Raw genomic sequence first — 23851 nt, 5'->3', positions numbered from 1 at the left:
TTTTCGCGCTGAATAGCCCAAGGTTCGGCCAGAAAGGCCGAAATCAGGTGTTCAAACTTCATGATTTTCCCTTATGCAGCGCGCGCTGCTGGCGTTGGCGCCGGTGTTTCGGTCTTGCCGAGCGTATCGAGGCGCGTCATCGTGCCATTCACGATGGCCTTGTTGCCGCCGTCCACTGGAGCCTTATCTTCGTAAGAGCGAGCCTCATCGACGAGGTAGATGCCGTTCGTGACCATCTTCGACAGGAATTCTGCTCGCGCCGTGCTGTCGCCGCGCAAGAGTTCTTCCATGTTGAACTTCACCTTCGTGGTCTTCCTGGTCTTTGCGTCCAGCAGGTCACGATAGATTGCCGCCTCGATGCGCTTGAGCATCGGCCGCATGCAGGTCTTGGTGAATTGGAGGATCAGCTGCTCGATGCCGCTGCCCCAGGTGGTGGTACCGTTGGCGGCGTGCCCGATCATAACGGGCGGCACACCGAAGATGCGGCAGATCTGCTCGACGCTGTACTGCCTCGCCTCAAGGAACTGAGCGTCCTTGGGGTTGATCGACATTGGATACGGCTTAAAGCCGGCCTCCAGTACCGTCACCCCGCCAGCCTTCTCGGCGCCGGCGAACTGCGTCAGCGTGTCGGATATCTGCTTGCGCTGCTCAGGCTTCAGGATTTGATCCGAGCTGACAATGAGCGACGAAAGCAGGCCGTTCTTGAACATCCGGCCAGCGACCTTCTCGCCCGCCAATGCGCTGCCGACTGTATTGCGCACAACGGCAATCGGCGACATGCCGCGATCACAGCCCGGCAGTCGGACGCCGCGGACATGAAACATCTTGCCTTCGGGCACTCGGCGCTTTTTGCCGTCTTCCGTCACCTCGTAGTAGCGCGTGTTCCGGCCGTCTTTCGACCGGCACACATCGACGCTCAAGGGGTGAAGAGGGTTGAGCGCCACCAGGCGCTCGCCGTTCATCTTCTTTTCGGCGAAAAAGTTGCCGTCCAACAGCAAGCACATCGCCGCCATCGACCAGAACTCTGGCGCCGTGTCGTCCATGTTCGGCATGTCGTGCAGAAGCTCGTAAAGCGGAGCGTTCTTATCGACCGTCACGCCGTCCTCGCCGTAAACGACGCAAGGAAGCGTGCCCGCCGCGTTCTGCACGAGGTTGACGCATGCCCAAACCGCATCAAGCGACAGGGCACTCTCAATTGTGACCGTTTCCCCGGACGTGGTGCCGAGGCCAAAGAAGCCTCGCCAGAACTCGCCGTCGGTGAGCTTGATAGGCCTTCCGACCCATCTCTCAAAAAAGCCCATCAGGCCTCACCACTAGGTTGCCCGTCACCAGGTGACAGAGATGATATTGTTGACGAAGTCGTCCAGGTTGCCGCTGTCGCCGCCCTCGTAGGTTCCGGCCATCGCCGTTGCCATTGCCAAGGCGACTGCGCCATCGATGCGGCGTTCGCGATTGTGTTTGACGAGCTTTCGATTGCCGGCAGAATCTGCCTTCACGGTGGCATTCATCATGCACATCGTCAGCACAGGATGGTCGCCGTGGGCGAGGTTACCGTTCAGGATGATGCTCTCGAGTTCGCGCAGAGCCGGAGACATCGACTGAAACCCTTGCCCAAAAGGCTGGAAAACAGCATCATCGCCCTCAAGCTGATCGTCCGTGAAGCCGGCCTTCTGCAGCCATGGCTTCAGGTGCCTGAAATTCCATCGGTCGAAAGCGATCTTGCGGATATCCATCTCTTCGAACCGGTCGCGCAGGTAATGCGCAACAAACTCGTAGTCGACGGTTCTGCCTGGAGCGGCTTCGAGATGTCCATCCTTATGCCAGACATCGTAAGGCACGCGGTCGGCCTTTGCCTTCGCGCGTATCCCGTCGCCCGGCAGCCAGAACGTCGGCTTCACGTGCCAGATGGTCTTTCGGTCCTGCTCTTTTGGCGCCATGAGCACGAGAGCAGTCAGGTCGCTCACCTCAGAAAGGTCGAGCCCACCAAAGACAGGGAGACCATCAAAGTCCACAACTCGAGCGTTACACGCTCGCCAAATAGCCGGCGACACAAACGGAGCATTGGCATCGATCCTTTGATTGAGATGGAGCCAGCGAAAGCTGGCCTCCTCGGTCGGCATACGTGCCGCGCGCTCCGCGTCGTCGCGAACCGATGAAACGGACTTGAACTTACCAAGCGCAGGGTTCGCGGCCTTCCACGCTTCCTCGTCGAGGACGTCGCAATCAGCCGGAGCCGTGTAGAGGTGCGAAACCGTTCGTGGTGCTTTTGATGTCTCGGCATCGTCCAGCCATCGCGAAAAGAGGTCGCCGTCAGTCGCTGCCTGCGTCGAGATAGCGAAGATCATCGCCTTGTCGCCGTAAGCGCCTTGCGACGTCACGATCGCTTCAACGAAGTCGTCGTGCGGGCCTTTGATCTGACCAACCTCGTCGAGGATGGCAACCAGTGGCGAACCACCGTGTGCGCTCTTTGCTTCCGCCGAGCTGGCGCGGTAGACGACGTTCTTGCGAAGGCCGACAATCATCTTGCCGGATGGGACGATGCGATACAGCCCTTTCAGGCGCGGCGACATCATCAGCATCTTGCTGGCGTAGTTGAAGACTTCAGCAGCTTGGTCGCGAGAACGCGCGCCCGACATGATGCGGCTGTTCGGAAACGCCTCAGGGCCAATTACGTGGCCAAGCAAGAGGCAGGCGATAGTGGCCGTCTTGGAGTTCTTACGTGCGATCGACAGATAGGCTCGCGACGTGCCGTTCGGGTTGTCGTAAACGGACAGGATGAAGGCCACCTGGAAGTCCAGCAGTCTAATCGGCTGCCCGACCAGCGCACCCTCTGGTACGACCAAATACTCTTCGATAAAGCGGCACATCTTCTCGCCGCGGGTGAGCTCCGACGTCGGCAGTCCGCGCCAGTCGCGCAGAACCGGGATCGGGCCGCACTTGATGGCGCCGACCACGGCCTCAGAAAGCATTCACAACCTCAATCAGGCTAGGAGTTCGTCGTCCACGCTCGCGCCGGCCTCAATCTCCTTGGCTTGGTCGCGCCGCTTGGCTGCGTCCCTCGCCTCGCCCTGTACGGCGCGCGCATGCAGCGCCAGCGATCGGCGGAACGAAAGAATGGAAGAAGCATGCATCTGGACCACGGACTTGCGGGGGTTCGCGACCGGAGTGCCTTTTTCGGTGACGGCGACCGAACCCTCTGTGCGGAGCATGTCCTGCTCCCTCACAAGGTCGGCCATCGTGCGAGCAAGCATCGCGGCAATCTCAAGCTGGTGCGCCGACCAATCGGCGCGGGCGTACTCAGCGATGACGTTCTTGAAAAACGGGATGTCACCGTCGTCGAGCGGCACGTTTTCCGGAAACTGGATCTCCTCAGATGCCGCCGAAGCGATCCTTATGGCCTCGTCAACGCTGTCGACGCGGCTTTTCTTCTCAGACATGCGGAATCCCCTCGCGCACGCGCGCTTGCGCACGCGCTAGGCAAAAATCTGTGTTTGCATTTGAATTGCGTTACCCCACCGGTCCTGCGGCGGGCGGTCGGCGACTTTCGAGGCACCCCCTACCCACCAACCTCGACCGGATATCCGTCAACGCCGATGACCACGGCCTGCTGGCCTCGCTCGATGCGAGCCTTCAGCTTGTCGTGGCATGGAGCGCAAAGTGATTGGAGGTTCGATGGGTCGTAGAACAAAGCCTCGTCGCCCTTGTGCGGCTTGACGTGGTCACACGTCGTTGCCTCGGTGACATCCTCAATGGCTAGGCAGAACCGGCACAAGGGCTCGGCTGCAAGCTGCGCCTCACGTAGACGCCGCCATCGCGCAGTCTTGTAGAGGCGACGGTAGAGAGCGGCCTCGGTTGAGCGGCCGTAGGGTTTGGGCATTGCTCTACACCCTTATGACGTGCAATGTTCAATGCTGGGTGTACATTGAGCTGGGGCAAGCAAGATGGGTGGCTTTACAGAAGAAGAGATTGCAGCAGAACTTCGTCGGCGCAGTAACGAAATGGCTAAGATCGAAATCGACCGGGCCAATAAAGCGCGCCAGGATGAATTAAACCGGTGCGACACCGTATGCTTGATGTGCTGCACGCCGGTTGTGTCATATCTAACCACTGACCCAGAGAACCCTCTGTGCGACGTATGCCTTGGTGACCAGCCACGTTGATTGTAGCTAAGCAGACCAGAAAGCAAAAGCGGCCCGCTCAACCAACCAAGGGAACGGGCCGCACGATCACCATGCAAGCGGAGGAGAACGCGCATGGGATTGGTTGCGGAGGTGAGATTCGAACTCACGGCCTTCAGGTTATGAGCCTGACGAGCTACCAGACTGCTCTACTCCACGATAAAGGATCCCGACCAGCAACCACGCGTCCGTGGTGCACACCTGTCAATTCAGGGCCAAGCTTGCAAGCAGAGGATTGGGTCGGCCATTTGGATAGTTACCCGCTGCGTTCAGCGGCTGCACCGAATGCAGCATGACGGCGGGGCGACCTCAGTCGCGTCTCAGTGGGGATAGGTGTTTGCCTATCCCCTTCATAAGAGTACGCAACAGCACGCCACAAAAAGGCACATGCTATGCAGTTTTTTTGTGCTTTTCCGTCAGCGACAAAATTTCTGCTAGTTCGAGAAGGGCTGCCTTACCTGCCCTGTCTGCGTAACCTTCACTGTATCCGAGACGCAAGCCGATCGACTTCAGTGTTCCTGAAGCCGCCACTTCCTCGATGACCGAAGCCGCACTGCTTTTTCGATCCTCTGGCGCATCCCACATGATCGCCCCTTCCGAAGAGTTCCCTGACGGGCTTGATACGCCGCCGAGAAATCCTGCGCCGTCCGCAGGCACTAGAGGCCCAAAGGCAATCGGCACAGGTATGTCTTTGGCTTGCTTGGTTCCATCGACGCCAAGCGAAGTGAGAAGCGCACGTGCTGCCTCAACGCCTGGAAGAGGATCGTACATTGATGCTATGGCCGGCTCTTTCGATATCGACCGGTGCAGGTGGTCTGCTTCGAATGGCGATTTGGTCGTCGGCTTGGTTTCCAGGTAAAACGAAATCTTGCGGGTCTTCTGCGACTTGTCCTCCGTGCTCCTCGGTCGATCAGTCGGCTTGAGCTTTTTGCCCTTCTTCGTGACACCCCACTCCGTCAGCAAACCGTCTCGAAATTTCAGCCTGCCAAGCGTTACGTGGCACGATCTACCGTGGCGTTCGTAGGTCTGGGGTACTGATTTACCATCATCGTCTTGACTGGCGGCAATCAGTTCGCCGACCGTGGGGCGGATCTCTTGTCGTGTAGGTTCGACATCCATGAACCAGTTCGCGGCCTGCCTTGGCAAGGCTCCAGCAACAGCCGGCGCTAGATCTGGATGATTGTCCCAAAGCCACCGTAAAGCGGGCAGCGTTCCTCGGTACCTTGGGGGTGGTTCTTTTTTCGGCTTGTTGTCGTTCGCGGCCAAGCGGGTTTGGGATTTTGGTGCTGGCGTTTCATTCGACAACGCAAAAAGCTGCTCTGCAAGTGATCCATGTCTGGCCATATCGTCTCCCCTGTGGTGTTACTGCTGCTGCGCTTACGTTGGGTGATTGTCGTTGTCGGCCAGCCATCCTTTGACCAGCGCTATGGCTTTGCTGGCCGCTTCTGCTGTGGACGTGAACCGCACCACCTCGACCGGATGGCCGAGCCGCGCCAGAGACGCATGCCGCTCGACCTGCGCCTGAGACAGCCGACCTTTGCCGACCTTGTTCTCGATCATCCGCAGCCGGCCGCCCTTGAGATAAATCCGCAGGTCAGCTTCGCCCGGCGTCATTCCGGTTGCGATCGCGTCCGCTTGGGCACGTGGCCCGCGCTTCGCGCTGTTCATGTCGCCAGCAAGCAGGAACTGGCGCCCGTACTCCGGCAGCGACCGCAGGGCGCGAACCTGGGCCGCCTGCCCCTCGCTTTCCTTGATGGGTGCGTCTGCGACGGTGACTGTGCCTTTGGGCGAAGTACCGTGACGTACGCACCCCAATCAAGGTACCTGACTTTGTCAAGTTCAGTCTGCAAACTGTCGGTAGTGCTTTTGGCAGTGGCCGGACGAACTTTTGCCTTCTGCAGATCCGCGGCAAGCGTGTCACGTTCCTGCTTAAGCCGTGAAATTTGGTCAGAATGTTCTATAAGCTGTTGAGTTAGCACTGAAATTTTTTCTTGAGATCTCGATATCTCAGCGGTTGTGCTAGCGCCTAGGTTCAGCAACTCTCTTTTTGCTACGCGTAGATCCTCGCTTGTTTCATTAAGTTTTGCTGCCAAATCTGACAGATCTTTTTTTGCATCAAGTATTCTTGCAGCACTGTCACTTTCTTTAGTGCTATTGCGAAGCTCGCTCAGAAAATATCCCGAGCTGAAACCTGCAGCCAAAAGGAACGATGTCGCAGTCAATACTGCGCCGTAACCAAACCTGCGGCCGAACCGAAAAAACGTTTCCGCTTTCGTTCCAAGCTCGTTGATGGACATCTCAACCTCGAGTTCACTACTACTTTCGATCCTGTTATACTATAAGCGCAAGGTTAAAAAGGCACGTCATCGTCCATCAACACCCGCCAATCCTCTTCTTCCCGTGTGTTGTCATTGGCCGGCGACACGCGATTATCGTTGGCCGCGCCAACCACGTGGCCGACAACATCCCAATACTTTTGGCGCGGCTTCACCGTAATCTCCACAGTGTCGGCCAGTTCTGACTGCCGCTCGATCCATTCCATGACGGTGCGCGGAAATGGCATCTTGCCGCCATGCGCGCGCCAGTAGCGGTCGGCCTTCGACTTCGGGAACCCGCTATGTTGCGGGCAAACCCACTCGTTGATCGCCGTCATGCCGACCATGTAGCTGACCTTCACCGACGGCGGCTTATCGCCCTTCCCTTCGTGGTAGTAGAAGCTGCGCGATGTGACGGTGCGGGGTTCTGGTGCCTGGGTTGAGATGATTGGCGCATCGGTGGGCTTTGATTGCAGCTTTGGTGTCTCGTCGAACACGAACTCATGGCCACAGCACCAGCAGACGCGGATTGACGCGTGAAGTTGCTCCTCGCACTGAGGGCAGACCTTAATCGGTGCCGTGCCGTCACCCTTCGATGGCTTCGTTGGAACAATCATGTCCACAGGACCGTGCTCTCCAACGTTCCCCGCAAAGTCCATGTATCGGCAGTTTGGTTTATCGCCACCGAATATTGCTGCGCGACGTTCTTCTGCACTTGCCGCTTCCGGATCGAACCCCCGAGGATAGATTACGCGCGTGCCCCGGCCTACACGCTGCACATAGCGGCTTGCAGACTTGGTTTTGGCCGCGTCAACGATGAGGTCAATGCGAGGCACGTTGGTGCCTGTCGACATCACATTGTCGTTGCATATGCCCCAGATTTCGCCGCGCTTGTATGCCTCTATGATCTTTCGACGCTCTCCTTTAGGCGTCGTTCCCATAATGATCTCACAGGATCGGCCGGCGTCGCGAATGATGTCGCGCATGTTCGTTGCGTGCTTTTCGCCCGCGCAGAAAAACAGAGCGGTTTTTCGATGAGGCTCTGTGTCAAAAACCTCCTCGACAATACGTTTGTTGAGCCAGTCTTGATCGACCGCCTTCTGCAACGCGCCCTTCGCGAGGTCATTCCCGCGCAATGGAACGCCAGATGTGTCCTGCTTCGTCGACGTCGGCTTCGAAGTAATCGGCGTCAGATAGCCATCATCGATCCCCTCACGAATGCCGTAGCTATAAACCGTGCGGTCGAATAGCCTGTCGTCGCCCTCGTCCAACCGGCCGCTATCGAGGCGGTATAGCGTGGCGGACAAGCCGACAATTTTCATGTCTGGATTGATGGCCAGAAGCGCCTGGATAAAGATGCGGTACATCGTGTTCTCGTCATCGGGCACAAGATGCACCTCGTCGATCGCCAAAACGTCGACGTGCCCAATTTCGTTGGCCTTGTTCCAGACGGTTTGCAGCTGGGCAAAGAGTATTTGTGCGCGCGAGTCGCGGCGCCCTAAGGCAGCAGCGTAAAGGCCAACCGGAGCGAATGGCGCGAGGCCAATCATCTCCTTGAAGTTGGACTCGACCAACTCCTGAACGTGCACGACGTTTAGAAGGCGCATGTCAGGCCAGCCGGTAATCATTTCATGAAACAGCGTGGCGAGCGTCATGCTTTTGCCTGTGCCGGTCGCCATATCGATCAGTGGATGTCCAGCCTCTTCGCGCCAGTAATCGAACGTCGCGTCGACAGCCTCGCGCTGATAGTAGCGTAATGCCATCAAGCCGCCTCCCGCAGCAGCCCAAGCACCCTCGCCCGCTCCTTGATGACGATTTGGCGAACGCGCTCTTTGGTGAGGCCGTGGTTATTGCCGATGGCCTCCAGCGTCTCACCCATCGCCCTTCGCATCAGCATCGCGCCATTGCGTCCTTCCAGCAGCGAAACAACGCGAGACAGGTCCGTGCCATCCTCCTGATGCGGATCAGTGGAACCCGGTAGTTCCTCAAACGCCGAGAGACTGCAGACCTCAGCGGACCGCGACTTGGTGGAATTTGTGCGAACGAACTCCTGCGCCGTACCCCGAACGCAGAGGACGGCCCACGTCCAGAAGGTCTCAAGGCGGCATTCGCGATGACGGCGCAACATGACGACCATCGCCGACTGAAACAGCTCGTCGGCCGCGTCTTCGTTCTTGGTGATCTTTCGCGCCAGTCTCCGCAAGGCCGGCTCGTAGGCCAGAAGCTTGCGGTCAAACTCGGGACTGCGCGGATTGTTATCATTGGCAGCGACAAGCGGCGTGCGAGCAGCAAGCGGCATGGTGGTCTCCTCATATGGTGGTTCAGGCGTTGGTGGCGCCATCAATCCATGTCGTGCCGTCTCGCAGCACGTAAGTGATTGTCTCGTCCTCTTCGTCACAGTCTGTCTGTTCGCCTGGCACGAGAGCCGGGATGGTGAGATGCGTGGGGCAGCCTTCCTTTTGCTCGTCGAATGAAATCGGCTTTGCCCAGCGTGCGCAGGACCAATGACCGTCGCCGCCCATCTCTGGCGACGAGTGGATGCAGGACCGACATGTAACGCGTGGCCATGCGCTCTCCTTGCAGACAGGCTTGTGCTTGCAGAAGGTGCATTCAAACCAGTCCGGCGCCTCATTGATACGCGACGGCGGCTCAGGTGAATTGATGATGCGTTCAAGCCGCGCCAGTAGACGCAGGCAGAACTCCGGATCGTATTCGATGCGCTCGGCATAGAGCGTGTCGTCATCTTTACAGCTGACGAGATACAGGCATCGCGACAGGCCGAAGGCGTGCATTCCCAGCTGACACTGGCCGTAATGCAGCGGTTTTGCTTCCTTGCATCCCTTCTTGATGACCTCCTTCATGCCTTTGGCGTTGCTCGATTTGAATTCGAGCAGGTGCTCAGTCTTCGGCGCCTCAACGATGCCCATGGCCTTGCCGTCGCATTTGCCACGCACGTGTCCGTGCACCAGCCTGATTTTGTCCTGCTGGCCATAGACGTCGACGCCGATACGTTCGAGGTCGGCGACTAGGCGCTCCTCCCCAAGGTTCCCCGTTTCGAACAGACGCAGCTGGCGGCCGTGGTGCTTTTCCAGCGGTGAGGCCCATCTGAAAGCATACCAAAGAGCGCGGTCACATGGGTTGTTGGCCTCGCCGACGGATATACCGAGACTGTCCCATGACGAGGCTGCGGCTTCGTAGGCGGCGTATATGGCTCTGACCGTGCTGGATTCGGCGCGAGGTAGTGGGGCCATTAAACGCCCCACCCCATAAACTTCTTGAGCACGTCACCCATTCGCGCCGCTACGCCGCAATGCTCGACCGTCCTGCCGTAGGTGGTCATGTGCTCGCCGTGCGGCTCTGGGCTGTCGTGGCAGCGACGGGCATAGATGACGACTTGGTCGTAGCCATAATCGTCGGCGATGCGCTTTGCTGCACTGATTGGGATATCAAGCATCGAGCAGCTTCCTTTCGATTGCGTATCAATCATCGCCGCCGGTATATCCAGAGCTGTCCTTGATGAAGTGCTTTGTGCCGTCCTGCATAGTGATGACAAGTTGGGTGCTGCCGTATCCGCGATCCCAGTGGACGCTGGCGACGTGGTCGGTGTTGACCGAAAGTTCTCGTGTCAATCTGGTCAGCGCCATCGGCTACACCCTCATCGGCATGCAAACGAGCGTAAGCCCCTCAAACCCATCGGACGTGATCAGCCCCGGCGTGCCGCCATCCTGCAAGGCCAGCTTGACCGGACCGGTTGGCAACACGTTGAGCACGTCGCGGACGTAAGCCGCGTTGAAACCGATATCCATCGGCTCTCCGCTGTATTCCGCCTCGACTTCGTCATTTGCCGACGCCTCGCCAGCCGCAACAGCAAGCGCGATGCTGCCTGGTGCGATGCTGAACTTCACGGCGCGGCCGCGTTCAGACGACACGGTCGAAACCCGGTCAGACGCCTTCATCAGCGCGTCACGATCAACGGTGATGACACGTTCGTTGCTCGTAGGAATGACGCGCTCGTAGTCAGGAAATGTGCCGTCGATCAGCTTCGACGTGATGCGCACGTCGTCCGACACGATGCGGATTTTCTGCTGGCTGACGGCCACCTGCACCTTGCCCTTCGGAAGCAGGCCGACGGTCTTACGGGGTACGATGACGCCATCGAAGGTTGGCAACTCAGGGCCGATGTTACGTCCGAGACGATGGCCGTCGGTGGCAACGGCTTCCGACTTGCTGCCGCCCTTGAAGAACACGCCGTTTAGATAGTAGCGCGTCTCCTCGGTCGAGATCGCAAACGACACCGGCGCAAAAAGCGCTGCCAAATCGATTTCGAATTCGGCGTCGAACTTGTCGTCGCCGAGCGTTGGGAAGTCTTCTGCCGACAGCGTCGAAAGCGAAAAACGCGAGCGGCCGGACTTCACCGAAAGCTTGTCACCTTCGAGCGACATGGTTATGTCGCCGGTCGCCTTGCGGGCGATGTCGTTGAGCAGCTTGGCGCTAACGCAGATGTTGCCGTGCTTGGCGACCTCAGCGGGCACGCCTGCGGTGGCGCTGATATCGAGGTCGGTGGCAGTGATCGCTAGGCCATCGCCTGCGGCAGCAAGCTGGACGCTCGACAGGATGGGAATGGTGGATCTTGCCTCGACCACCTTCGTCGTGGCGGCAAGCGCACGCGTCAGGTCTTCCTTGTGGATGACAAGGTGCATGGGTGTCTCCTCGGTGATGTGGTGAAATAGCGGGCCGCTGGTGAGGCAGCCCGCGTTGGTGGTTACTTGCCTCCCCAGGGCCTGCGTGTCGTGCCAGCGGCAGTAGCGGCGGGCTTATTGTCGTTGCTGGCGGTGGTGCGGCGGTTGTCGTTGGCGGCGGCTGGCGCAGCATCCACCTTCGCCTCAGGTAGGTTGCCCTCATCGGGATAGTAATATTTTTTCAACTCGTTACGCGCCGCGTACTTCGGCGTGCCGTCGGCGTTCTTCTCCTTGCTGTCCTTGCCCATGCCGATGCGAGCCATGAAGGAGATGAAATGAAGCTCGTCGGAATCTTCAGGTGCCTCATTCAAACCGAGCGAGCGAAGAAGGCAGGCAAATTGACGCTGACCGATTTCCTGAACCTGCGGATTTGGGTGCTGCAGATTGTAGTTGTTGAAGACCTTGCGGCCCTTGAGTTCCTCTGGAGCAAGCACGTCGATGGTCACGCTCAGATTGATGGCGTGGTCCCGGGTATCTTTGTTCTTTTCCTTTATTTCGGAGGCGCTGATTTCCAGCTGATAGTCGCCAATCGGCAGGTTGGTGAAATCGCGCTGTTGTGTGTTCTCTTCGGTCGCTTCAACTCTGACGCCAATCTTAGCCATGGGTAGTCTCCTTGTGGTGGTGTGGGGGTTAGCGGAGGTAATAGCGGAACGGTCCGCTACCGAATTGCGTCGATGCCTGGTCGCGCCAGACATGAGTGAGCCAGACCCAAATGAGCTGGCCTGAGCGTGTACGTGCTTTCACTGGGTGCCACGCAAACCACGATTCGCCGCGGAACATGGTCATGGCCGTAGCACCTCACGAACTGCGGCACATGCGCCTGATAGGATGGCCAGCGTGAACGCAGCACCCCTCATATCAGCCTCGCCGGCCCCCATGCAGATGGCGAGGATTGCAGAGGTAACGGCAAATCCGGTGAATGCCTCCCTCATCACGCCGCCTCCTCTTCCTCGACAGGCGCGTGCGCCGTGTAGAAGTATTTCGAGAGCTCGGTGAAGCCTTTGCCCTTCTTGAATGGGATTGAGGGCGGCATGTTGAGCCGGTTCTTTGCCAGGAAGCCCGCGCGCTCGTCGGTGAAGATGACGCGTTCAGAGCCCGACATGCCCTCGGCCTTCGCTTCCTTCTTGCCAAAGCCTTTATCGACCTGCTTGACCGACGTTCGCTTGCTCATGAACAGGAGAGCGTCGCTCTTTTCCATGATGATGTCCGTGGCGCGGTCCTGCAGTTTTGGCCTGTACCGATCGTAGGCATCGACGAGAGGGTCGTTGAACGACTTCACCTTGCTGTGCAGGATCTGAACGACGTGGACCCCTGCGCGAGACAAGGCACGAATGGCCGACATGTACTCTAGCCAATCGTTGTCAGCCTCGAGGTAACCCTTGCCAAATGCGGTAGGAGAGCCCTTGTCGTTGCTGTCGATGGTATCCCAGCCCATGCGTGCGCACGTGAAGGCCCAGACCATTTTCTCGAAGGCGTCCAAGCTGTCGATGATGACAGTCTTGAAGGAATGTTCTTCGGTGAGAAGGTGCTCAAAAGCATCCATCATCTCGTCGAAGTTTTCGATCTCAATCGACGGTACGTCGAGATCAACCGGCGTTTCTTCGCCGACGGTGTGTAGGTAGATCGGATCGGGGAACTCCCCTGCGAGCGTGGTCTTGCCGATGCCTCCGATGCCATAGATGGCAAGAACCGGCGGAGTTTTACGCTTGCTCGATCTCAGCTTGTCAAAGACCGACATTAAGCCTCCTCAGTATGGTGGTGCGGTAAAAATGATGGCTGCGATGTAAGCGGCGGCGGCGATAACAATCAGCCACCGCCAATGGGCGATCAGCGCGCGAAAAGACGGCAAAAGAGCCACCAGAATGCGCCGAGCACGGCGATTGCGACGAGTGCGAACGGAAACAGCATGATGAGGCCGATCGACGTTGCTGCGGTGAGTGCCGCGATGCCGCCGCGTTTCAGGCCTCGGAGCACGTATTTGCGTGGCGTCGGAGTGACCGGCACGTGGTCGAGCGGTGGTGCCGTGATGGATTCGGTGTACCAGGGGGAGTTGATTTTGCTCATGCCTGGTCACCGAACCGGCAGTTGATGCGCCAGTAGACGGCCATAACCATCAGGTAAGTGGCGTGGCCGATCTCACCTGTCACGAGCGCGAAAATGCTGAGCAGCACACTGATTGCCGCCATGATGAGAGCGAACCTTCTCACAAGAAGTCTCCTCAATGATGTGGTGAAGTGCGGCTGGTTGGTGGCCAGCCGCTAGCGTTGGTTAGGCGGCGTTCTCGAAAGCTTCGACAGCCCGCTTTGCTGACAAGAGGTCAAGACCCGCAACCGCCCGCAGCTCCTTTATCGCGTCGATCTTGAGGCCCATCGCCGCCATGTTCTGCCACTTGTGATCATAGACCGGCGCTGCCTCCTCGTGGGTCGTGGTCAGCGTGAACACGCCGAACTGCTTGCCTTTGTATTTCGCGGCAAGGCGTTTGGCTTCCTTCTCTGCCGCGCCGGTGGACGCGTGAACGTGCGGTGTCGCCGATGGTTTGGGCTGGCCGTTTTCGATGAGGGCCACGATTGTGGTGGTGTCGGGGGAAGGTGCGAGTTCCAGGTTTTGTGCGACGTAGAAGTTAAGGCCGCCCCCAGAAAGTTCGTACGTGTCACAGCCAAGGTACGAAAGGCAATCACTCACCTTAACAATGGTGTGCTCAGAGCCGACAGGGAGAGCAAGAGGAATGCTTTCGCCCTTGTAATTGCAATGCTTCACGACGCGCACCCGATCGCCAACCTTGAACTTCGGCCGCGCGTTGTCGTTGCTGGGCTTCGCGACAGGCTCGTCGATCCATTCGGCGATGAGGTCAGCACTGTGTTCCCTGCCGCGGACTACATGAAATGTGCCGTCCGCACGCCAGGCCTTGCCGTACTCGGCGTTGAATTCGTGTTCAACGGTCCAGCCGTAGTCGCGATCGTGCCATTTGTCTTCGATCATCGGCCCGACCTTCCGGCCGTCGCGCGTCTTATAGAACTTGCCAGCCTCGATTTTGAGGGTGGCGGGCTTATCTGGCGCTGTACGATAAAGCGTGAATCTCTCAGTATCGTAGTCCAGGTTGATGCGAGTGCCGTTTCTCGTACATACTGCCAGAATTGGGTGGTCTTTATCGCTGTGGCCTAAGACTTCGTAAATTCCACCGTCCTTTAGCAGGGCCGTGCCGTTGCCTGGTTTCACACGAACGAAATCACCCTTCTTAAACTTCCCCATCACGCTGCTCCTTCCGTTGTTGTCTCGGCGGTCATCGCGCGCCGTTGTGTGAAGTCGACCTTGACGACGTTGGTGTCGTCATCCTCTTTCGCTGGCGGTTCGCCATCCGGATCGTGCTCGATCTCGAAGCCGTGCCACCAGATCGTCGAGGCGCCGTCTGCTAGGCGCACCTGGTACTCGCTGCCCCAGTTGCGATCGCCGATGACGACGCCAGTGAGATGAGGGTTTTGTCTGTTGCGGACCGGATCGCCGAAATTGAAGAATTCGCAGTCGCAGCTCATGCCGCCACCTGCACTTCTCGGCCACCACGCAGCGCGTAATCGTTGACCGCCTGCCCGGCCGCCAGATCGTCAGCATTGTCGTTCGTCTCAGCAAGAACGCGCGGCAGCGAAACCGGCATAAGCCCGGAAAGCGTGGAGCAACCGCCGTTGTGCGGCGACAGGTGCGTCGTGCGGTCGGGATTGTTGTCATTGGCTGGAATGAAGGCGCGCTGCTTGTGCAGGCCGTACGTGCGCCGAAGCCGCTGGTATGCTGCCATTGGCTTGACGTTGTATCTGGCGGCGATATCTGCGACGCTCTCACCGTTTTCACGGCGCGCGTGCATATCCGCCAGCATAGTGCTGGTGATAAGCGTCATGTCGTCTCCTCTGGGTGGTGGCCGCCCTGTGGTTGACAAAGCAGCAGGGTTGTGAAACTAAACTATTTTTACAAATTTGTCAAGATTTCACCAAGGTGGATGCATGCCTGAAGTTAAGTCGCGCCTCCTGCAGTCGATACTGAGAGAACAGAAGCGGAGAGCCGTAAAGGATCGCGCTGTCTACGAAGAGCTAGGCGTGCCTCAGCAGACCTTCAGCACCTGGAAAGCTGGCGTGATACCGAGACCGCGGCAATTCCCGTCAATTGCCGCCTTCCTCGGCGTCTCCGAAGAAGATGTGGCGGAGATGGCTCGCGAGGCGGCCGAAACCTCCCCTTCCATCACGCCGATCACGGTTGCCCGCACCTACGGCAAGATATCCGACCGCAAGGCTGGCAAATTCAAATTCGAACCAATCAACGATGGCCGCAAACGTATTCCTGAAGGCAGGTACGCGATCATCATCGACACGAAAGTGATGGAGCCCGTCTTCCACGTCGGCGTAAAGGCGTGGCTCGACCCTTCCCGCTGGCCCGCAGCCGGTGACGACGTTCTGGCCCATTCTGGTGGATTCGCCTGGATCGGGCGCTTCGAAGGAATGAACAACGGGGCCGTTCAGCTTAGCCGCTACGACGGATCGCAGGTTGAAGTGAAAAACGTGGAAGCTGTTCATGTCATCGTCCTTTCGGAGCGAGTGGTTACGGCATAACGAGGTGGTGACTCGAAATACCGCTTGACAATTCCTACAAATTTGTGTAGGAGATTGAGTGTCCGATGTGGTGTCGGATATGGAATACGCGCTTTGATCCCGCCTTACGGCGAAGGTCTCCTCGGCGTGTTAGTACGGAGAAGGGGCGGAGTTACGGGTGGTGCCGGCTCATTACGCCCCTTTTCGTTTTTCGCTGCATGCACGACAACGCCGGCAGAGCTTCGTGCTCCACCGGCGCTAAGTTTTCGAAGTCATTGTTTGCGGTCTTTCTCATAGTCGTCTCCCCTTCTGGCATTATTGGTTTTGTTATAGCCAGTTGGTTGCTGGCGTTTACGGCGGCCCGGTCACTGGCCGCCATCTTCTTCTGCAGTCGGGAGCTTCATGCTCCCATCTTCTTCTCGCCGTCATGGCGGTCATGCCGATCAGCGCTTGGGTCGTCGATCGTCTTCTTTCGCAATCCTTAAACATGCGCATTCCCTTTCATGCTGCAGGTTCGTCTTGGGGTCTGTTGCCCTGTCGGCTTCTTGTTTGGCCGCTGTTGATTTTGGTTCTACCGTTTTACCGGTTTAGTGTCAACTCTAAACCGGTTTTATTTTTCGATATTTTTCCGTTATACCGGTGCGCATGGCAAAGTTGAGCGACATCATAAGGTCTAAGCGCAAGGAAATGGGCTTAACGCAGAAGGCGTTCGGCAACCTTTTTGGTGCGCAACAGACAACCGTCTCCGATTGGGAGAAGGGCAAGATATCTATGATGCGCAACTGGCAGAAGCTTGCCGGGTCTCTTGGTCTGCGCGAGTCGGAGTTTCTCGACCTCATGGCTGAGGCAACGACCGAGTCGGAAAAGACCGAGCGCATGATTCCCGCGTTGCGCCAAGCAACTGCCCCTGCCATTAATACCGGTAGTATCATTGCCGCTCCTAAACCGCCGTCCGGGGAGCGTGACGTGCCTGTACTAGGCAGGTCGAAGGGAGGGTCGGACGGTGAGTTTGAGTTTAACGGGCAGATCATGGGCTGGGAATGGAGGCCGCCTCACCTGGCGGGCGTCGCCGAGGCATATGCATCTTATGTGGACGGCGAGAGCATGTATCCGCGTTACAAGCCAGGCGAGACGGTATGGACCAATCCGCCAAAGCCGATCGCGCGCGGTGACGATGTCATCGTGCAGCTGGCACCGAACGAAGAGGATGGGGTTCCTCGTGGTTTCATCAAAGAGTTTGTGCGATGGGAGCCAAGCTTTCTGGTCGTGTGCCAGTTCAATCCTCCGATGGAAATCAAATACCCTCGCGACGACGTCGTCTCGATCCACAAAATCGACTACGCACAGAAATAACGGTTTACCGTTTTAACGGTTGACGACGCACCGGTATCGTTTTATATCTCCTCTTGTACCCAGCAAGCCAAGCTGGCCACCACAAGAGGAGATACACCATGTACAGACCGCGTCCCGAAGAATTAGACGATATCGCTGTAGCTGCCGCACACGTTGCCGTTGCCCAGTCCGACGAGCCAATGAAGCGACCGGACCACAAGGCCAAGAAGCACGGCAAGCCCAAGACGAAATACGAATACATGCGCCGCTTCCCCAAGAAGCCGCGCAACGGCGAGGAAGTCGGCGGTGGCCACTTCGTATTCCGCCGCGGCGACAGCACTGGACGCATTCGTCCCTGCATGTGGCCCTTTGAGCATCCCTCCTACGATTCAGCGCTGGTTGAAGCCGCACGCCTCCACAAAGAGCATGGCGGCACCTTTGAAGTGTTCGTTCGCGTCGGCCGCGTCGAGGCGCTGGAGGCTGGCGAATGAGCGCGGTCGCCGTCGAGAAGCCGACCATCCAGCAGATCATCACCGAAGAGCACGCCGACCTGTTGAAGGACATAGCCAGTTTTCTGGCTTTGTCTCTTTTCATCACCGCAGTGCTGATGTGGGCTTACTGAGGGAGGCCGGCATGGCATATGGCGACTACAGCGGTCCGGATAAGGCCGACAAAGGCAAAGAGGGAGGCAGCTGCAACCGGCGTAGATGCCAATCCGCCCCAGCCAACTGGTATAACCCACGGCTCCCTTTCTTGGTACTGCGAGGACTGCAAGGAGCAAATCTACGACCCGATCGGCCAGCGGTATTGGAAGCAGGACTTTCCGAACGCCACTCACCCGATGTTCGAAACACGCAAGATGAAGGACGACCGCCAAGCGTCCTAACTACCACCAAACACCACACCGAGGAGACAAACATGTCGAGAAGACGCGACACTACCTACACCCCTGCTCCATACGCCGGCGACGGTCTTGAAGTCGTAGCCAACCTTTCATCCGGAACCGCACCGACGGTCGTTCTCGTCGCTGTCGCCAAGTGGCACGAACGCAGGAAGGATAGCCGCAATCGCGTCATCGCCTCCAAGCTGCGTGAGCTCGTCGCGGCTAATGATAACGGGAGGAGAAGATGAGCGTGGAAGAGATCAAGAAGGCGCTGGCAGCAGCAGAGCAGTTCATCGTCAACGGCGTCGAGCTTGCCTACATCCGCATGCCAGACCCACAGACGCCGGACAGCGCCAACGACACGCTCCCGATGATCCGGAATGCACAGACAGCCCTCGAAATCTTGCAGCGCGAGAACGAGGAACTGCGCCAGCGGCTAGACATCGGTCCATGCGGTGAAGACGCGATCGACGTTGCCGAAAGCGCGGCGGACCATCTCCTTCACCGCGCCGAGGCAGCAGAGGCCGAGGTGAAGCGTCTTCGCGCTGTTGTGGAACGCGCTCAGTTGATTGTTTCCACTTCAACTTATCCGAACTGGCACGAGGCAGCCCGCACCGCTCTCGCCAGCACAGGAGGCGAACACAATGCAGAGTGAAGAAAGCAACACGCTGGTCAAACTGGCGAAAGCGGTCATCGAACACGCACCCGAAGGCGGAGACGCATTCTGGGGTATAAAATTCAGCGACATTGAAGCCGCCCTGTCCGCTGCGGAGCCAAAGCCCCACTTCTGGGATGTAGAAGAAGCCAGAGAGAATAAGCTTGCAACTGTGGTCGCACCAGACAATGGGACAACAGCGGAAGTTCTTTCGGCGGTTCTGGAGTGCGCTGAAGCTTGGGTTCCTGAAGCCCGGATTATTGGGAATGTGCGGGCTGGTGACATTGCTCGGGTGGTTCGCTCCGCCCTCTCCGCACAGGTGCAGGACGTGGCGGGATGGCAGCCGATCGAAAGTGCGCCGAGGGATGGGACACAGTTCCTGGCGTTCGAAATCGACGGATACTTTAATTGCTGGTGGCACGACAACGGTTATGGCGAACAATACTGGATGGACGAAGCCGACAGTGAGCCAAACCCCACTCACTGGATGCCTCTCCCCGCAGCACCCGCAAAGCAGGAGGCCGGCCGTGTCGCCAGCAAATGACAACACCCCTCGCCTCATGGGCAGAAGAGAAGCCGCAGCCTATCTCGGCATAGGGCAGTCGACGTTCTCGCTGTGGGTATCGACCCATAAGATGCCGGCAGCTATTGCCGGCACTCGAAAGTGGGACAAGCGGGCGATTGACGCTAAGCTTGATGAGATAAGCGGCTTGCAGCCCGCAAACGACAATGCTGAGGATGAATTCGAACGATGGGAGCGCGAGCAGAATGCGCGAAAAGCTCAAGGGTCTAGCTAGGGTCAAGAAGCGGCTCGCCAGCGGCAAGACTATCACATACTGCTACGCCTGGCGCGGCGGTCCGCTGTTGAAAGACAAGGCGGGCCGCCCGCTGCAACCGGGCGATCCGCTGCTTATGCGGGCATTCGTCGAAGCTACGAAGGATCGCTTCGTCGACCAGACCGACAACATGAACAGACTGATCACCGAGTACAAATCGTCCACCGACTTCACCGGGCTCTCCCCGAAGTCGCAGAAGGAATACAGCCGCTACATCGACAAGGTGCGCGACGCTTTCGGCACGATGAGCCTTGTCGCCATCCAGGACAAGCGCGCTCGCGGCAAGTTCAAGGAGTGGCGTGATGGCATGGCTGATAAGCCTCGCAGCGCCGACTTCGCATGGATGGTGCTTGCACGCATTCTGTCGGTGGCAAAGGACCGTGGACGGATCTCGATAAATCAGGCGGAACGCGGCGGGCGCATCTACAGTGTAGACCGCAACGAAAACATCTGGACCGACGAAACCTTGGCTCGCCTTTTCGCCGTGGCTTCCGACGAGATCAAAGCCGCAGTGATCATGGCGCTGTGGACCGGCCAACGTAAGGGAGACATCCTTAAGGCTCCATGGAGCGACTACGACGGCTCGCACATCAAGGTGAAGCAGGGCAAGACCGGTGCCCGAGTGAAGATACCGGCCGGCGTAGAGCTCCGTGAGCTGCTGGACAGCATGCCGAGGATTTCGCCCACCATCCTCACTAACAAGCGCGACAAGCGACCATGGACCTCCGATGGGTTCAACACCAGTTGGACGAAGGCAAAAGCGAAGGCCAGTATCACGGACCTAACATTCCACGACCTCCGCGGCACGGCCGTCACGCGGCTGGCTATCGCAGGGTGCTCAGTGGCGCAGATCGCGGCTATCACCGGCCATAGCCTCAAAGACGTCGAAGGCATCCTTGATGCCCACTACCTCGGCGGCAAGGCAGCACTGGCTGAGGAGGCGATAAGGAAGCTGGAAGATTATCGCGCAACGCCAAATAAAAAGCCCGCTTGATGCGGGCTTTTTTCATTCCTCTCTTGCCACGAAGGGTTGAAGAGAGCTATTCTCAAAATACAGTCAGACAAACGCAGAGCAGTTTGCAAACGAAATGTAACGTATTGATTTTCGGTAGCAGATATTAGAAGCAGTTTGTTCTCAGCTTTTCACAATCATTACATAAAAACCTAGCTTCTAAGCAGTAGGTCGCAGGTTCGAGTCCTGCAGGGGTCGCCACCGCTTTCTTGAATTCCCCACAAATGACTGGTTTGGGTTAGATCGCAGATACGGTTTCAGTCCTTATTTGCGCTCCGGCGATCCTTCGCTCTTCTCCATTTTATGAGATAACCGAAACCCGGTCCGATCAGCGCGCCGCCGATAACCCATTCCACCAAAGTCAGAGGTCGCTCGTCCGGATCGTGGCCAGTCAGGTAAAGAAAGAGAAAAAACGCGATAACGCCGCCGATCAAGAGGGTGATCGGAAACAACACACTGTCGCGAAAGCCTTTCATGCGATCCACTCCCTTGGCCGTGTTGATAGGTATTGGATATGATGCCGTTGGCAAACGCCTTTTGCAGCCGCCACGGCAAGTTATCGATCGGGCGGGATTGCGCCGGGGTCGTACCATTGTAAGCGACGGAAGACGACCTACCTAGAGGCCGAGTTTAACGAGGCAGCCCCGGAGTTCCCGGAGGGGCAAAAATCAATCAGGTACTTGATGCAACTTCAAAAATTAGGTGCACCGCTTTCGACGGACCGCCTTGTCCTGCGCGAATTCACAAGAGGCGATTTCCCCGGCTATTCAGCCTACCATTCTCTGCAGGAGGTTTACCGCTATCTTTACGCTGCACCTCCAACTGGAGATGCTTTGCGAGAGCAGTTCTCTGCGATTTTGGCGGCACCATTTGAGAAGGATGGCGACACCTATCGACTGGCCGTCGAGCGAAAGGCTGACAACGCACTGGTCGGTGAAGTCCTGTTGAAGCTGGCTAGTGTTGATGCACTGCAGGGAGAGGTTGGATATATTTTCAATCCAGAATTCGCGGGGAACGGGTATGCAACGGAGGCTGTTGGCGCGATGGTCAGCATAGGCTTCTCGTCAATCGGATTTCATCGAATCTTCGCGCGGCTGGACGCTGCGAACAAGGGTTCGGTCGGCGTTGTTGAGCGCCTTGGACTGCGTCGAGAAGCGCATTTGATCCAGAACGACCGCTTCCGAGACGTCTGGGGAGACGAGTATATTTACGCGGTTCTTGCTTCGGAATGGAAATCGCGCGCCGGCGTAATTTTGCCGTCCGCTTAGGGCCGACGGCCATAATCGCGCAGAAGCGCCAATTGTGGTCATTGATTAATTGTTTGCTGTCCCCTAAAAGACGCCCAATAGCAGAGGAGATTTATGCGCAGAGGCTTGTGATTTCGACCGCAATTTGCGGCTTCACCTGGCACCAATATCGGTAGCCGGACCTTTTTGCATATCTTTTCTGGGGAGTTCTCATGAAATTCGAGGACGTTATCATCCGGCCTTTCGAGGCCTCGGATACAGTAAAACTTTCCAACATCTGGCTCGAAGCCTCGTTGCTTGCTCATCCGTTTATCGGCGAGCGTCGTTTGATGGAGCAAAAGGCACTTATTGAGGAACAATATTTGCCTGGCGCCCAAACGTGGGTCGCAACATTAAACGGCCAAGCTGCGGGCTTTATCAGTCTGCTCGACACTTTCATCGGCGGCTTATTTGTTTCCCCGTGCCATCAGGGCCTCGGTATCGGGCGTAAACTCGTTTCGCACGCGCTGAATTTGAAGGGCGAGCTTTCGCTTGAAGCCTATACTGAAAACGTGCAAGCGATGGGCTTCTATAGATCACTCGGCTTTCAGGAGCTTTCCCGTCGCGCGATTGATGATGAAGGTTATCCGTTCGAAAATGCCCGTTTGCGGCTAGTCGGCTAAGGGCAACTTGTCGGGCGACACGGTAGTCGCCCGACAACCGCCTTGGCCAATCCCCGTGATCAGAATGAGCGGCGGAGGCCCACCGCTTTAGCCGATTTGCATACTTCCATCCTGCTCCCAAGCAGAACGCCTATGCCAGCACTTTGCTCTACCCCTGCCCCATCAGCGTGAAATAGCCCCATGCGGCCGCGAAAAACAATATGACAGCCGCAATCGTCAATGCCCTCTTCGCTTTTGGCCCGAGCGGTTCGCGCGGCTTCTTCGGCGGCACCGGTTTGCGGAACTTCACCACATTGTCGTTCATTTCATCATCGTCCTGAATGTCGCTGCTGAAACCTCTGCCGCATCTGTGGCATCGGCTTTTCGAATACCTATCTCTAGCAGACCAGAACTATCATAAATATTACCAAGTTTTCACTTCACCCTTGGGGCAAGCTATGTCACTTCCCACAATCAGAGGAATATAACGGCGACAGACGGACGAACAAACCGGAGAGCGGCGGCAACTCTCTGTAGTATTTTGAACTTTGCGGGTGACGAGAATGAATGACGCCAATACCAGTGGCAGCGATACCAAAAACAGCCAGCCCGATCTGCGCGAGATTTTGGGGACGACCAGAAACGGCCGCAAGAAAAAGTCGCGTCGGTTCCTCTATGTGGCAGCAGCCATTGTGCTGATTGGCGGCGGTCTTGGTTATTATTACCAGTCACGCGCAGGCGGTGTGGCTTATAGCTACACCACGGAAGCAGCACGTCAGGGCGATCTCTCGGTCATCGTCACCTCCACCGGCTCGGTTCAGCCGACGGATCAGGTTGATATATCGAGCGAACTGTCCGGCACGGTGCGCAAGGTCAACGTCACCTATAATACCCCGGTCAAGGCCGGAGACGTTCTGGCGGAGCTGGATACCAACAAGCTGGAAGCCGACGTGCAGAGCGCCCGCGCCAAGCTCGCTTCCGCCAAGGCCAATGTGCTGAAGGCCCGCGCGGACCTTGGCTCGGCAAAGACATCCATGGAGCGCCTGCGATCCCTGGTTCAGAACCGAGTCTCCAGCCAGCAGGATCTGGACGCCGCGCAGTTCACCCATGATGCGGCGGCCGCAACGCTTGAGGTTAATGAGGCGACCGTGCTGTCGGCGGAAGCGGATCTGCGGCTCGCTGAGGTCAATCTGGGCAAGGCCAAGATCGTTTCGCCCATCGATGGCGTTATCCTCACCCGCAGCGTCGATCCCGGCGCCACGGTCGCCTCCTCGCTCAATGCCCCTGTTCTCTTCACCATCGCCGGCGATCTGCGCCACATGGAGCTGCAGGTCTCGGTGGATGAGGCTGATGTCGGCAAGGTGGAAACCGGGCAGAAGGCCACATTCAACGTCGATGCCTATCCCGACCGCAGCTTCCCGGCCGAGATCGAGACCGTGCGC

Annotated in this window: 34 protein-coding genes and 1 tRNA gene; 12 read left to right on the top strand and 23 right to left on the bottom strand. The window is 57.7% G+C overall.

The genetic code is table 11. The annotated features are described in order from the left end of the window. Positions 1 to 71: 71 nt before the first annotated feature. The 21 genes from WA845_RS08535 to WA845_RS08435 all read right to left on the bottom strand — a co-directional run bounded on the left by WA845_RS08535 (position 72) and on the right by WA845_RS08435 (position 15118). Positions 72 to 1301 (bottom strand): phage portal protein, encoded by a 1230-nt coding sequence (locus WA845_RS08535; RefSeq protein ID WP_337322278.1) that lies wholly within the window; start codon positions 1299 to 1301, stop codon positions 72 to 74. A gap of 24 nt (positions 1302 to 1325) precedes the next feature. Next, the gene (locus WA845_RS08530; RefSeq protein WP_337322277.1) at positions 1326 to 2969 is read right to left on the bottom strand and encodes a terminase large subunit; all 1644 of its coding nucleotides are present in this window, start codon (positions 2967 to 2969) and stop codon (positions 1326 to 1328) included. Positions 2970 to 2981: 12 nt separating this feature from the next. Continuing rightward, a complete protein-coding gene (locus tag WA845_RS08525; RefSeq protein WP_337322276.1) occupies positions 2982 to 3437 on the bottom strand; it encodes a terminase small subunit in 456 nt (151 codons plus the stop codon). Positions 3438 to 3556: 119 nt separating this feature from the next. Continuing rightward, positions 3557 to 3877, bottom strand: a complete 321-nt coding sequence (locus WA845_RS08520) for an HNH endonuclease (protein ID WP_337322275.1) — start codon at positions 3875 to 3877, stop codon at positions 3557 to 3559. Positions 3878 to 4260: 383 nt separating this feature from the next. After that, a tRNA-Met gene (locus tag WA845_RS08515) sits at positions 4261 to 4337 on the bottom strand. A gap of 231 nt (positions 4338 to 4568) precedes the next feature. Then, on the bottom strand, positions 4569 to 5522 hold the full coding sequence (locus WA845_RS08510; RefSeq protein ID WP_337322274.1) for a hypothetical protein: 954 nt from the start codon (positions 5520 to 5522) through the stop codon (positions 4569 to 4571). A 33-nt stretch (positions 5523 to 5555) separates the two neighbouring features. After that, complete coding sequence (locus WA845_RS08505; protein WP_337322273.1) at positions 5556 to 5993, bottom strand: VRR-NUC domain-containing protein; 438 nt, start codon at positions 5991 to 5993, stop codon at positions 5556 to 5558. Positions 5994 to 6528: 535 nt separating this feature from the next. Further along, positions 6529 to 8256, bottom strand: coding sequence for a DEAD/DEAH box helicase (locus WA845_RS08500; RefSeq protein ID WP_337322272.1), 1728 nt, complete (start codon positions 8254 to 8256; stop codon positions 6529 to 6531). After that, positions 8256 to 8792, bottom strand: coding sequence for a sigma-70 family RNA polymerase sigma factor (locus WA845_RS08495; protein ID WP_337322271.1), 537 nt, complete (start codon positions 8790 to 8792; stop codon positions 8256 to 8258). Before WA845_RS08495 ends, WA845_RS08500 begins: the two co-directional genes overlap by 1 nt. 22 nt (positions 8793 to 8814) lie before the next feature. Beyond that, positions 8815 to 9744 (bottom strand): oxidoreductase, encoded by a 930-nt coding sequence (locus tag WA845_RS08490; protein ID WP_337322270.1) that lies wholly within the window; start codon positions 9742 to 9744, stop codon positions 8815 to 8817. Then, a complete protein-coding gene (locus WA845_RS08485; protein WP_282454841.1) occupies positions 9744 to 9947 on the bottom strand; it encodes a hypothetical protein in 204 nt (67 codons plus the stop codon). Before WA845_RS08485 ends, WA845_RS08490 begins: the two co-directional genes overlap by 1 nt. A gap of 25 nt (positions 9948 to 9972) precedes the next feature. After that, entirely contained in the window at positions 9973 to 10137 is a 165-nt protein-coding gene (locus WA845_RS08480) for a hypothetical protein (protein WP_337322269.1), read from the bottom strand. Positions 10138 to 10140: 3 nt separating this feature from the next. Continuing rightward, entirely contained in the window at positions 10141 to 11193 is a 1053-nt protein-coding gene (gene dnaN / locus WA845_RS08475; protein ID WP_337322268.1) for a DNA polymerase III subunit beta, read from the bottom strand. Positions 11194 to 11255: 62 nt separating this feature from the next. Beyond that, entirely contained in the window at positions 11256 to 11834 is a 579-nt protein-coding gene (locus WA845_RS08470; RefSeq protein WP_337322267.1) for a DUF669 domain-containing protein, read from the bottom strand. Between the two features lie 180 nt (positions 11835 to 12014). Then, positions 12015 to 12164: a hypothetical protein gene (locus WA845_RS08465; protein ID WP_269842582.1), complete on the bottom strand. Its 150-nt coding sequence runs from the start codon at positions 12162 to 12164 to the stop codon at positions 12015 to 12017. Then, the gene (locus WA845_RS08460) at positions 12164 to 12970 is read right to left on the bottom strand and encodes an ATP-binding protein (RefSeq protein WP_337322266.1); all 807 of its coding nucleotides are present in this window, start codon (positions 12968 to 12970) and stop codon (positions 12164 to 12166) included. The genes WA845_RS08465 and WA845_RS08460 overlap by 1 nt, the downstream gene beginning before the upstream one ends. A gap of 89 nt (positions 12971 to 13059) precedes the next feature. Beyond that, positions 13060 to 13296 (bottom strand): hypothetical protein, encoded by a 237-nt coding sequence (locus WA845_RS08455; RefSeq protein ID WP_337322265.1) that lies wholly within the window; start codon positions 13294 to 13296, stop codon positions 13060 to 13062. Further along, on the bottom strand, positions 13293 to 13439 hold the full coding sequence (locus WA845_RS08450) for a hypothetical protein (protein WP_337322264.1): 147 nt from the start codon (positions 13437 to 13439) through the stop codon (positions 13293 to 13295). The genes WA845_RS08455 and WA845_RS08450 overlap by 4 nt, the downstream gene beginning before the upstream one ends. 61 nt (positions 13440 to 13500) lie before the next feature. Further along, positions 13501 to 14481 (bottom strand): hypothetical protein, encoded by a 981-nt coding sequence (locus tag WA845_RS08445; RefSeq protein ID WP_337322263.1) that lies wholly within the window; start codon positions 14479 to 14481, stop codon positions 13501 to 13503. After that, positions 14481 to 14762, bottom strand: a complete 282-nt coding sequence (locus WA845_RS08440) for a hypothetical protein (RefSeq protein WP_112157965.1) — start codon at positions 14760 to 14762, stop codon at positions 14481 to 14483. Before WA845_RS08440 ends, WA845_RS08445 begins: the two co-directional genes overlap by 1 nt. After that, positions 14759 to 15118: a hypothetical protein gene (locus WA845_RS08435; RefSeq protein WP_337322262.1), complete on the bottom strand. Its 360-nt coding sequence runs from the start codon at positions 15116 to 15118 to the stop codon at positions 14759 to 14761. Before WA845_RS08435 ends, WA845_RS08440 begins: the two co-directional genes overlap by 4 nt. A gap of 103 nt (positions 15119 to 15221) precedes the next feature. Here WA845_RS08435 and WA845_RS08430 point away from each other — a divergent pair, with 103 nt between their 5' ends. The 9 genes from WA845_RS08430 to WA845_RS08390 all read left to right on the top strand — a co-directional run bounded on the left by WA845_RS08430 (position 15222) and on the right by WA845_RS08390 (position 20503). Next, the gene (locus tag WA845_RS08430) at positions 15222 to 15824 is read left to right on the top strand and encodes a hypothetical protein (protein ID WP_337322261.1); all 603 of its coding nucleotides are present in this window, start codon (positions 15222 to 15224) and stop codon (positions 15822 to 15824) included. Positions 15825 to 16457: 633 nt separating this feature from the next. Beyond that, positions 16458 to 17156: a LexA family transcriptional regulator gene (locus tag WA845_RS08425; RefSeq protein WP_337322260.1), complete on the top strand. Its 699-nt coding sequence runs from the start codon at positions 16458 to 16460 to the stop codon at positions 17154 to 17156. 98 nt (positions 17157 to 17254) lie between these two features. After that, positions 17255 to 17626 carry a hypothetical protein gene (locus WA845_RS08420; RefSeq protein WP_337322259.1) on the top strand — a complete coding sequence of 124 codons (372 nt, stop codon included), beginning with the start codon at positions 17255 to 17257 and terminating at the stop codon, positions 17624 to 17626. After that, entirely contained in the window at positions 17623 to 17757 is a 135-nt protein-coding gene (locus WA845_RS08415) for a hypothetical protein (RefSeq protein ID WP_337322258.1), read from the top strand. Before WA845_RS08420 ends, WA845_RS08415 begins: the two co-directional genes overlap by 4 nt. Before the next feature lie 296 nt (positions 17758 to 18053). Further along, positions 18054 to 18266 (top strand): hypothetical protein, encoded by a 213-nt coding sequence (locus WA845_RS08410; protein WP_337322257.1) that lies wholly within the window; start codon positions 18054 to 18056, stop codon positions 18264 to 18266. Then, positions 18263 to 18673 (top strand): hypothetical protein, encoded by a 411-nt coding sequence (locus tag WA845_RS08405; RefSeq protein ID WP_337322256.1) that lies wholly within the window; start codon positions 18263 to 18265, stop codon positions 18671 to 18673. The genes WA845_RS08410 and WA845_RS08405 overlap by 4 nt, the downstream gene beginning before the upstream one ends. Continuing rightward, positions 18663 to 19217, top strand: coding sequence for a DUF551 domain-containing protein (locus tag WA845_RS08400; protein ID WP_337322255.1), 555 nt, complete (start codon positions 18663 to 18665; stop codon positions 19215 to 19217). Before WA845_RS08405 ends, WA845_RS08400 begins: the two co-directional genes overlap by 11 nt. Continuing rightward, the gene (locus WA845_RS08395; protein WP_113033463.1) at positions 19201 to 19470 is read left to right on the top strand and encodes a DNA-binding protein; all 270 of its coding nucleotides are present in this window, start codon (positions 19201 to 19203) and stop codon (positions 19468 to 19470) included. The genes WA845_RS08400 and WA845_RS08395 overlap by 17 nt, the downstream gene beginning before the upstream one ends. After that, positions 19442 to 20503, top strand: a complete 1062-nt coding sequence (locus WA845_RS08390; RefSeq protein ID WP_337322254.1) for a tyrosine-type recombinase/integrase — start codon at positions 19442 to 19444, stop codon at positions 20501 to 20503. Before WA845_RS08395 ends, WA845_RS08390 begins: the two co-directional genes overlap by 29 nt. Positions 20504 to 20778: 275 nt before the next feature. On the opposite strand, the gene WA845_RS08385 is transcribed toward WA845_RS08390, so the two are convergent. Then, the gene (locus tag WA845_RS08385) at positions 20779 to 20997 is read right to left on the bottom strand and encodes a hypothetical protein (protein ID WP_112554546.1); all 219 of its coding nucleotides are present in this window, start codon (positions 20995 to 20997) and stop codon (positions 20779 to 20781) included. A 207-nt stretch (positions 20998 to 21204) separates the two neighbouring features. Here WA845_RS08385 and WA845_RS08380 point away from each other — a divergent pair, with 207 nt between their 5' ends. Beyond that, positions 21205 to 21789 carry a GNAT family N-acetyltransferase gene (locus WA845_RS08380; protein WP_107339305.1) on the top strand — a complete coding sequence of 195 codons (585 nt, stop codon included), beginning with the start codon at positions 21205 to 21207 and terminating at the stop codon, positions 21787 to 21789. 191 nt (positions 21790 to 21980) lie between these two features. Beyond that, positions 21981 to 22430, top strand: coding sequence for a GNAT family N-acetyltransferase (locus tag WA845_RS08375; RefSeq protein WP_006698801.1), 450 nt, complete (start codon positions 21981 to 21983; stop codon positions 22428 to 22430). Positions 22431 to 22578: 148 nt separating this feature from the next. On the opposite strand, the gene WA845_RS08370 is transcribed toward WA845_RS08375, so the two are convergent. Next, on the bottom strand, positions 22579 to 22734 hold the full coding sequence (locus WA845_RS08370; RefSeq protein WP_006698800.1) for a hypothetical protein: 156 nt from the start codon (positions 22732 to 22734) through the stop codon (positions 22579 to 22581). Positions 22735 to 22972: 238 nt separating this feature from the next. On the opposite strand from WA845_RS08370, the gene WA845_RS08365 reads away from it, so the two are divergent. Beyond that, on the top strand, positions 22973 to 23851 hold an 879-nt coding region (locus WA845_RS08365), incomplete at its 3' end, for an efflux RND transporter periplasmic adaptor subunit (RefSeq protein WP_337322253.1).

Source organism: Agrobacterium sp. CMT1, from assembly GCF_037203725.1.
Lineage (GTDB): Bacteria > Pseudomonadota > Alphaproteobacteria > Rhizobiales > Rhizobiaceae > Agrobacterium > Agrobacterium pusense.
This window is presented reverse-complemented; position numbering and strand designations above follow the sequence as displayed.